We start from the raw sequence: 9740 nt of genomic DNA, 5'->3' as shown, positions 1-9740 counted from the left end.
GTGTGTGTGTGTGTGTGTGTGTGTGTGTGTGTGTGTGTGTGTGTGTGTGTGTGTGTGTGTGTGTGTGTGTGTGTGTGTGTGTGTGTGTGTGTGTGTGTGTGTGTGCGTGTGTGTGTGTGTGTGTGCGTGTGCGCGCGCGCGCGCGCGCGCGCGCGCGCGCGCGCGCGCGCGCGCGCGCGCGCATCGAACGATAGCCCGACCGACAGGCATCCGGTCGCTTCTAGCATAGTATGGTCTGCCGATAAGCGAAGCTTCCCCAAGATTGACGTCTATGTCTACTTGGATTGGGCTAACGCCGGTGACACCGTCGTTGTGAATGTAGTTCTTCCCGGGTGGTCCCGAGACCTAATGCTTGAAGGGCAGCCAGAGACGTTTGACGTCATATTCGAAAGATCTGTTCGTAGGTTCTCCTACTCGGTAAAGTTGGTGAATGCCGACGCTGATCGCGTATTCGTTCACAACCTAGATGCGCCGGGGGCGCGCCAATCTAGCTCTGGAGGCGATTTTGTACTTGCCTTTGGCGCAGAAGCGCCGGCAGTGGGCCGAAGGTTCGGTGTTCGAGTTGGCTACATCCCAGCCCGCCCACTGCAGGGTGCGGGAACGCGCGGAGCGCGCGCTCGATAATTCGGCGACAGGAGATCGGCGCGGCACCTCGCCCGGCGGCGGGGCTTTGTGGTGGCGCCGGTGACGAACGCGCCACATCCGGCCGCTGGCCAGATGAACGGCTCGCGGACGCGCGGCTTCCACAGCGGCGAGCAAGTCGACATCAGCACCGGTGCGTCTTGGCGGGCTGCGGGCCCTCGGTCGAATCCGCGATCTCTCGCCCGACCATCGTCACCGCGCCGTCGTGATCAATGCAATTTCCCAGTGACCCCGGGACCGGTTGACCACCTCGCTCGCTCGCGGCAACGGCTACGCGGCCGCGGCGGCCTCCCGGCCGTTCCACAGGAATCGGGCTGTGCTGGAGTCTCCGCGGCGGGCTGGGCAGGCCAGTGCAAGGTTTGGGAACGCGTAGCGGACGAGCGCGCGCAAGGTGGCCACGTCGCCGTCACGTTCTGCTCCCGTCCAGGCCGCGACCACGTTCGCACGGGCGGCCCGCGGCGTGTCCTCCTCGTCCAGCGCCTCCAGCTCCGCGCGCAAGGCGGTGATCTTGGCCAGAATCGGGGCCATCTGCCGATCCACCCGGGCGACACCCCATGTCAATGTCTTCTGACTCAGCGCGCTCGCCTCGTCGTCCCAGCGGGCAATCTCAGCCTCCAGCCGCGCTCGACGCTCGCTGACTGCAGCGGTGCGCGCGGCCATCCGTCCCGCATGCTTGGGATCGCCCAGCCGGGCCAGTACGGCGCTGCGGACCACCTCATCGGCTAACCGCATGTCGATACCGTTGCGCCCGCAAGCAAGATCGGTAGCTGTGTTCCTGCGGCACCGGTACTCCCGGCGCATCGACCCGTCCGGGTAGGGCGCCAGCCCCTTCCGCGGGTGACCCCGCATCGGCGACCCGCATCGCTCGCACACCATCACCCCGGTTAAGAGATAGGTCGGCGTCGGCGGGCGGCCGTGACGACGCGCGGCGAACAGTGCGCACAGCTCCTCCCACTGCTGCTGCGGCACCACCGGGTCGACTCCCGCCAACGGCACGGACTTTTCCTCACCGTCGGAATCGACGAAGGTCAAGATTCCTGCCATCGCAGGCCGCTGCAGCGTCCGCGACAACGTCAACACCGTCCACTCGCCCCCGGTCGTGGTCGCGCACCCCAGCTCACCGGCCCGGACACGCAGATTCAATTCCGCCACCAGCGACCGCGTCGACTCGCCAGCCAGCAACCGCTCAATGCACTCACGCGCGACCGCGCGTTCCGCCTCCACCTGCTCGGCAGGAACTCGCTCCCGATCATCACCCGGTTCCCACTCCGGGCCCACCGGCAACCATCCCGGCATGGCGAAACTGCGGTGTCCGCCCTTGACCCGGCCCCGCCGGGCCTTGCGACGCTTGCCGAACTTGACCCGCTCGCTGGTCTTGTCCGACTCCGCAGCAGCCTTGACCATGTCCTCCCGAAACGCCGCCCGCCCGTCCGCTGTGGTCAGCCGGTACTCACCGCCATACGACCACACCCGCACACCACGCTCAGCAGCATCGATCAGCCGCTCACCCTCGATGATCTTCCGCGTGAACCGGCGCGCGTCATAGACCATCACTCCGTCCGTCGCGCCGGACTCGATCCTGTCCATCAACGTGTTCCACTGAGGCCGGACCACCCGCGGATTCCACGCCGATAGCGAGTTGTCCATGAACACCTCGCCGACCTGGCCACCGCGCTCCAAGATCTGATCGGCGCACAGCTCGATCTGGTCCGTCACCTTGATCAACTCGCCGTTGACCGCCCGGGACAGCCGCGCGTAGATGTCCAGGGCCGGACCGCCACCAGGTACCGGCAGCGGGTAGGGCAACGCCAACCGATCCTCGCTCCACCGCCGCACCATCGCGGGACGTGCCGATGACCTGGGATGATCCTGCGCCCTGTGAGCCATAACTCCAAGTTACTTAAACATCACACGTCCGAACGTGTGTGAACGGGCCCAGCGGTGTGTGACGTGGTGCGGAGCAGGGTTTGCCGACCAAGCGGAGCTTCCGCCCGGCGCACGGGGGTTAGCCCAGCGCGGCTCGGGTAGGTGGAGCCGCATGCGCGCTGTGACGTGGCACGGGAAGCGGGACGTGCGAGTCGACACCGTCCCCGATCCGCGGATCCAGGAGCCGACCGATGTGATCGTGCAGATCACGTCGAGCGGGATCTGCGGCTCGGACCTGCACCTGTACGAGGTGCTCGGCCCCTTCCTCGATCCGGGGGACATCCTCGGCCACGAGCCGATGGGGGTGGTCGTCGAGACCGGCCCGGAGGTCACGGAGCTGCGCGCGGGGGACCGCGTGGTGGTGCCGTTCAACGTCTCCTGCGGCACGTGCTGGATGTGCGGGCAGGGCCTGCACTCGCAGTGCGAGACCACGCAGGTGCGCGAGTACGGCACCGGTGCCGCGCTCTTCGGCTACACGAAGCTGTACGGGCAGGTGCCCGGCGGACAGGCCGAGTTGCTGCGGGTCCCGTTCGGCAACACGCTGCCGATCAAGGTGCCCGACGGTCCGCCGGACGACCGCTTCGTCTACCTGTCCGACGTGCTGCCCACGGCGTGGCAGGCCGTCGCCTACGCCGACGTGCCGAAGGGCGGCAGCCTGCTCGTGCTCGGGCTGGGCCCGATCGGCGACATGGCCACGCGGGTCGCGGCGCACCAGGGTGTCGAGCAGGTCATCGGCGTCGACATCGTGACGGAACGGATCACGCGGGCCGCCGCGCACGGGGTGCGGGTGATCGACCTGCGCAGCCATGACGACCTCGGCGCCTCCGTGCGGGAGCTGACCGACGGGCGCGGCCCGGACGCCGTGATCGACGCGGTGGGCATGGAGGCGCACGGTTCCCCCGTCGGGAAGCTCGCGCACCAGATCACCGGCCTGCTGCCGGACGCGCTGGGCCGGGCACTGATGACGAAGGTCGGCACCGACCGGCTGGCCGCGCTGTACACCGCGATCGAGCTGGTGCGCCGCGGCGGCACGATCTCGCTCTCCGGCGTGTACGGGGGTGCGGCGGACCCGATGCCGATGCTGCAGCTGTTCGACAAGCAGGTGCAGCTGCGCATGGGCCAGGCGAACGTGCATCGCTGGGTGCCCGACATCCTGCCGCTCCTCACCGACGACGACCCGCTCGGCGTCGACGGGTTCGCCACCCACCACCTGATGCTCGACGAGGCGCCCGAGGCGTACCGCACGTTCCAGGCCAAGCAGGACGGCATGGTCAAGACGCTGCTCCGCCCCTGACAGGGGATCGCCGAGTGAAGACCGGCGTGCGGGGTACCTCCTCCGCATGGATCACTCGGTTGCTCCTGTCCTCGACGCCGTCGCGGCCTACCACCGGGACGGCCACACCGCGTTCACCCCGCCCGGCCACAAGCAGGGCCGCGGCGCCGACCCGCGCGCGGTCGCCGTGCTGGGTGAGGGCGTGTTCCGGTCCGACCTGCTCGCCAGCGCCGGCCTCGACGACCGGACGTCGTCGGGGAAGTTCCTGGCGAAGGCGCAGGAGCTGATGGCCGACGCGGTCGGTGCCGAGCACGCGTTCTTCTCCACCTGCGGCAGCTCGCTGTCGGTGAAGGCCGCCATGCTGGCCATGGCGGGCCGGCACGGGCGGCTGCTGGTCGGCCGGGACGCGCACAAGTCGGTGATCTCCGGGCTGGTGCTCTCCGGCCTGACCCCGACGTGGGTGCACCCGCGCTACGACGAGGAACTGCACCTTGCGCACCCGCCGTCGCCGGAGCAGGTGGCGGCCGCCCTCGACGCCGACTCCGACGTCGCAGGCGTGCTGATCACCAGCCCGACCCCGTACGGGACGTGCGCCGACATCACCGCCATCGCTCGGCTCTGCCACGACCGTGACCTGCCGCTGCTGGTCGACGAGGCGTGGGGCGCGCACCTGCCGTTCCACGAGGAGCTGCCGACCTGGGCGATGAACGCCGACGCCGACCTGTGCGTCGCGAGCATCCACAAGATGGGGGCCGGGTTCGAGCAGGGTTCGGTGTTCCACCTGCAGGGCGACCGCATCGACCCGGCGTTCCTGTCGTCGTGCGCGGACATGCTGTCGACGACCAGCGCGAACGTCATGGTGTACGCGGGGATGGACGCCTGGCGGCGGCAGATGGTCGAGCACGGGCACGAACTGCTCGACGCGGCGCTGGCGCTCGCCGCCGACGCCCGGGAACGGCTCGCCGCGGTGCCGGGCCTGCACGTGCTGCACGACGAGCTCATCGGGGCCGAGGCCTCGCACGAGCTCGACGAGCTGAAGATCTACCTCGACACGTCGGAGCTGGGCATCAGCGGCTACCAGGCCGCGGACTGGCTGCGCGCGCAACGCTGCGTCGACGTCGGGCTCGCCGACCACCGCCGGTTCGAGGCGCAGCTGACCTGCGCCGACTCGCCGGAGACCGTCGACGTGCTCGTCGACGCCGTCACCGCGCTCGCCGCCGCGGACCTGCCGGTCGCGCCGCCGGTGTCGCTGCCCCAGCCGGAGACGCTCGAGATCGAGGCCACGGTGCGCCCGCGCGACGCGTTCTTCTGCGACTACCGCGACGTGCCCGTGCAGGACGCGATCGGCGCCATCTGCGCGGAGCAGATCACGCCGTACCCGCCGGGGATCCCGGTGCTGCTGCCGGGCGAGCAGATCTCGGCCGACGCCGTCGAGTACCTCGTGAGCGGGGTGAAGGCGGGCATGGTGCTGCCCGATCCGGCCGACCCGCAGCTGGAGACGATCCGCGTGATGGCCTGAGTGCGCACGTCCGGGTACCGGCCGGTTTGAACGGTTCCCGGGCGGGGGAACCGAATGGCGCCCGATGCAGCGTGCGATGCGGAGGTCTTCGATGTCGGTTGCCACCGAGGCCGTGGCGGCGGAGGCACAGCAGGGCCGTGCGCCCAGCGAGTTCTCGGCGGAGCGGGAGCGGCTGTGCCGTCTCGCCGAGCTGCCCCCCGACCACCCGGAGCGGGAGCCGCTGCGCGAGCAGCTGATCCTGACCTTCCTCCCGCTCGCCGAGCGGATCGCCGCCCGGTACGGCACCGGACGGGCCGGTTCGCGCGACGACCTGCGCCAGGTCGCGTCGCTGGCCGTCATCAAGGCGATCGACCGGTGGGACACCTCCCGCGCCGAGGGTGACGTGCTGGGCTACTTCGTGCCGTGCGTGCGCGGCGAGCTGCTGCGCTGGTTCCGTGACCGCAGCTGGGCGGTGCGGGTGCCGCGGCGGCTCAAGGAGCTCACCGTCGCCATCGATCGGATGACGGGTGAGCTGACCCAGCAGCTGGGTCGCGCACCCCGGCCGAGCGAGCTGGCCAGGGCACTGAACGCCGATCTCGACGAGGTGCTGGAGGCGCTGAAGGCCGCGGCGCACCACGACACGCTGCCGCTCGACGCGCCCGGCCCAGGCACCGAGGACGACAACGCGATCGCCGACCGGCTCGGCGACGACGACCACCGGCTGGAGCTCGTCGAGGACCTGGAGGCGTTGCGCCCGCTGCTGGCCCAGCTGCCGGCGCGCGAGCGACGGATCCTGCTGCTGCGATTCTACGGCGGCCGCACCCAGACCCAGATCGCCGAGGAGGTCGGCATCTCCCAGATGCACGTCTCCCGCCTGCTCGCGAGGACACTGGCGACGCTACGGAGACAGATGCTGGCGGAGACAGCGCGCTGACTCCGGCCCGCGCACACCCTGGTGTGCCCACGCACAGGTTCCACCCTGTGCGTGGGCACATCAGGGTGTGCGTGAGTCGTGGTGCAGGTCCGTCAGCGCGTCGGACACCGTGGTGATGCAGGCGCTGCGCAGGTGCTTGCCCGTTGTGCAGCCGTCCGCGCGCGCCTGGCGCACCTGTTCGGCCGGCGCGGCGACGAGCTCGTCGCGCTCCTCCGGGGCGTCGAACCGGGCCACGGCGGCTGTCATGGTGGCGGCGAGCTGGTCGAGCACGTCGGCGAGGGTCGGGTCGGCCGGCTGGTCGCCGAGGTCGGCGAGATCGCCGAGCAGCACCGCGATCTGGACGATCCGCTCGACGAGCCGCTCGGTCTGCTCGACGGCCGCCGGCGCGGCGAGCGGTGCGGCGGGCCGGCGCGGATGCCGCATGCGCAGGTTCCAGCGCGCGCTCTCCCGTCCGAACCAGACCGTCTCCTCGACGCGGCGGGCCCGGCTGCGCAGGTGCCGCGCGCTGCTCACCCAGCCGGCGGCGTCGGCCGCCGACCAGCCGGAACGCACCCCGGCCGCCATCGCCGTGACGATGCCGGCGATGTCGTCGGCCAGCCCGTCGACGGCGTCGTGGGCGTCGCGCAGGTGCAGCGGCGGCAGCACCAGGGTGTTGACGGTGGCGCCGATCGCCGAGCCGGCGAGGCTCAGCAGCACCCAGGTGGCCAGGTCGGTGGGATGGCCCGCGGTCCCGTTGGCGGTGAGCAGCAGCGCGGTGACGGCGATCCACTGCTGGTCGTCGGCGAAGCGGCGCCAGCGCCCGAGCAGCAGCCCGGCCACGACGACGATGCCGAGCGCGACCGGCAGCGGCGGGCCGGCGAGCCCGACGGCGAACGCCAGCACCACCCCGGCGACGACCATCGCGCCCTGCCGGGCCGCACCGGACCACGACCGCCGCACCGTCGCGGTGACGGCGAGCACCGCGGCGTAGGGCGCGAGGAACAGCGGTCCCTCGCCGAGCGCCCGGGCCGCGAGCAGGGCGAGCACCGCGGCCACCCCGGCCTTGCCGGCCTGTACCGCAGCCTCGCCGGAGCGACCGCGCAGCAGCGCGGCGATGCGGTCGCGGGTCACACCCGGCGCAGGTTCGCGGCCGAGGTCTTGAACAGCGGCTGCTTGGAGACCGGGTCCCACTCGGTGGGGGTGAGCTCGTTGGCGGCGCGGTCGTGCGCCCGGTCGGGGGCGTCCCAGTAGCCGTAGTGGAACGGCACGAACAGCACGCCCTCGCGGCCGTGCGTGGTCCGCAGCCGTCCGCGGATCGTGCCGCGCACCCCGACGACCTCGACCATGTCGTCCTCGGCCAGCCCCAGGCGGTCGGCGTCGGCCGTCGAGCACTCCACCCACACCTCCGGCGCCGCGGCCTGCAGCTCCGGCGCGCGGCCGGTCTTGGTGCGGGTGTGGAAGTGGTAGATGCTGCGCCCGGTGACCAGCGCGAACGGGTGCTCTGGGTCGGGGAGCTCCGCGGCGGGCTCGTAGTCGGTGACCTTGAGCATCGCCCTGCCCTCCGGGTTCCATGCGCGGTAGTCGTCCGGCTCGACGGGCGTGCCGCTGGCCAGGTCGTGGCCGAAGTCCTCGCAGAAGTCGGGGTGGGCGGGGAAGGCGCCGTCGGCGTACAGCCGCTCGGTGCCGTCGGTCTGCCCCGACGGGCACGGCCACTGCACCCCGGACGCGCGGGAGCGCAGCACGTCATGGCTCAGCCCGGTGTAGTCGCACGGCCGCCCCGCGGTGGACGCGGCCCAGTCCGTGAACGCCGATGCCGCGTCGTGCCAGGGCGGGAACGGGGCGCCGTCGCGGTCGCGGAAGTCCATGCGGCGGGCGAAGTCCAGCAGGATGTCCAGGTCGGCGCGGGCCTCGCCGGGCGGCGCGACGGCCTGCTCCGACAGGTGCACGGTGCGGTCGGCGTTGGTGAACGTGCCGGTCTTCTCACCGCCGGTGGCCGCGGGCAGCACCACGTCGGCCAGCTCGGTGGTCTCGGTGCGGTAGAGGTCCTGCACGACCAGGAACGGGCGGCGCAGCAGGTCGCGAACCCGGCCGAGCTCGGGCAGCGACACCGCCGGATTCGTCGCGATCACCCACAGCATCCCCAGCTCGCCCTGCTCGGCGAGCTCGAAGATCTGCATGGCGTGCGTGGGTGGGCCGTCGTGCGGGATGCGGTCGGGGTCGACGTTCCAGTGCCGGGCCAGCTCGGCGACGTGATCGGGGTTGTGCCAGTTGCGGAACCCGGCGATGTCGCCGTCGGCGCCGGTCTCGCGGGTGTTCTCCGCGGTGGGCTGCCCGTTCATCTGCAGCACGCCGCAGCCCGGGCGGCCGAGCATGCCGCGCAGCAGGTGCAGGTTGTTCACGGCGACGGACGCCGCCGTCGCCTGGTGGGACTGGTAGAAGCCCTGCAGCACGGTCGACAGGAGGCGCTCCGCCTGCCCGAGCAGCCGCGCGGCGGCCCGGATCTCCCCGGGCGCCACACCGCACATCGTCGCGACCCGCTCCGGCGGGTACTTCGCCACCAGCTCGGCCAGCGCGTCGTAGCCGACGGTGTGCGCGTCGACGTACGCGCGGTCTACCCAGCCGCCCGCGACGATCTCGTGCAGCAGCCCGTTCATCAGGGCGAGGTTGGTGCCCGGCCGCGGGGCCAGGTGGAACCCGCCGTTCTCGCGGGCGGCGTGGGCCACCGGCGTGTCCCGCGGGTCGACGCACAGCAGTCGCGGCGGGTCGTCGCCGGCGAGGCGGTCCAGGATCCGCGCCCACAGCACGGTCTGCGTGGCGGCCACGTTGTGGCCGAACAGGGCGATCGTGTCGGCGTGGTCGACGTCGTCGTACGAGCCGGGCTGGCCGTCGGCGCCGAAGCTCTCCTTCAGCGCGGCCGCGGCCGTCGCCGTGCAGAGCCGCGTGTTGCCGTCGACGTGGGTGGTGCCGATGGCGCCGTGCGCGATGGCGGCGAGTGTCCAGTTGTCCTCCGCGAACAGCTGCCCCGACGTGTAGAAGCCGATGGCCGGCTGAGATCCGGACGGGCCCTTCTCGTCGAGCAGCTGCCGGGTGTGGGCCACGATCCGCTCCATCGCGGTGTCCCAGTCGGACTCGACGAGCTCGCCGCGCGCGTCGCGGACCAGCGGCCGGGTCAGCCGGTCGGGTGACCGCAGCGCCTGCCAGCCGTACAGGTCCTTCGGCCCGAGCCGGCCGCGGTTGACCCGGTCCTCCGCGCGGCCGCGGACCCCGACGACCCGGCCGTCCAGCACGGCCAGGTCGAACGCGTCGCCGTTGGAGTGCAGCAGCGACGCCGACCGCACCCACGTCACCGCGTCCGGGTCCACACCGTCGTCGAGGTGCGTGTCGACGCGGACCGGCCACTCCGCACCGGCGGCGTAGGGTGTCCGCGTCCCCCACACGTCGGAGATCCGCGACGGTCGAGCTGCTCGGGTACCAGTCACCTCGTTCGC

Annotated in this window: 6 protein-coding genes; 3 read left to right on the top strand and 3 right to left on the bottom strand. The window is 71.6% G+C overall.

Features of this window, described 5'->3' with window-relative positions:
- Nucleotides 1-912 precede the first annotated feature (912 nt).
- The gene (locus ACQEVB_RS32720; protein ID WP_432980005.1) at nucleotides 913-2454 is read right to left on the bottom strand and encodes a recombinase family protein; all 1542 of its coding nucleotides are present in this window, start codon (nucleotides 2452-2454) and stop codon (nucleotides 913-915) included.
- A 226-nt stretch (nucleotides 2455-2680) separates the two neighbouring features.
- Here ACQEVB_RS32720 and ACQEVB_RS32715 point away from each other — a divergent pair, with 226 nt between their 5' ends.
- The 3 genes from ACQEVB_RS32715 to ACQEVB_RS32705 all read left to right on the top strand — a co-directional run bounded on the left by ACQEVB_RS32715 (nucleotide 2681) and on the right by ACQEVB_RS32705 (nucleotide 6273).
- On the top strand, nucleotides 2681-3862 hold the full coding sequence (locus tag ACQEVB_RS32715; protein ID WP_432980002.1) for an alcohol dehydrogenase catalytic domain-containing protein: 1182 nt from the start codon (nucleotides 2681-2683) through the stop codon (nucleotides 3860-3862).
- Nucleotides 3863-3908: 46 nt separating this feature from the next.
- Nucleotides 3909-5360 (top strand): aminotransferase class I/II-fold pyridoxal phosphate-dependent enzyme, encoded by a 1452-nt coding sequence (locus ACQEVB_RS32710; protein WP_432979999.1) that lies wholly within the window; start codon nucleotides 3909-3911, stop codon nucleotides 5358-5360.
- A 91-nt stretch (nucleotides 5361-5451) separates the two neighbouring features.
- Complete coding sequence (locus tag ACQEVB_RS32705; RefSeq protein WP_432979996.1) at nucleotides 5452-6273, top strand: sigma-70 family RNA polymerase sigma factor; 822 nt, start codon at nucleotides 5452-5454, stop codon at nucleotides 6271-6273.
- A gap of 60 nt (nucleotides 6274-6333) precedes the next feature.
- Here ACQEVB_RS32705 and ACQEVB_RS32700 read toward each other — a convergent pair whose 3' ends face one another.
- Nucleotides 6334-7383: an FUSC family protein gene (locus ACQEVB_RS32700; RefSeq protein WP_432979993.1), complete on the bottom strand. Its 1050-nt coding sequence runs from the start codon at nucleotides 7381-7383 to the stop codon at nucleotides 6334-6336.
- The gene (locus ACQEVB_RS32695) at nucleotides 7380-9731 is read right to left on the bottom strand and encodes a molybdopterin oxidoreductase family protein (protein WP_432979990.1); all 2352 of its coding nucleotides are present in this window, start codon (nucleotides 9729-9731) and stop codon (nucleotides 7380-7382) included. The genes ACQEVB_RS32700 and ACQEVB_RS32695 overlap by 4 nt, the downstream gene beginning before the upstream one ends.
- Between the last annotated feature and the right edge of the window lie 9 nt (nucleotides 9732-9740).

Origin of the sequence: Pseudonocardia sp. CA-107938 (genome assembly GCF_050936315.1) — a bacterium.
Taxonomy (GTDB): domain Bacteria; phylum Actinomycetota; class Actinomycetes; order Mycobacteriales; family Pseudonocardiaceae; genus Pseudonocardia.
The sequence above is the reverse complement of the archived record's forward strand: the minus strand, read 5'-3'. Positions and strand labels throughout refer to the sequence as shown.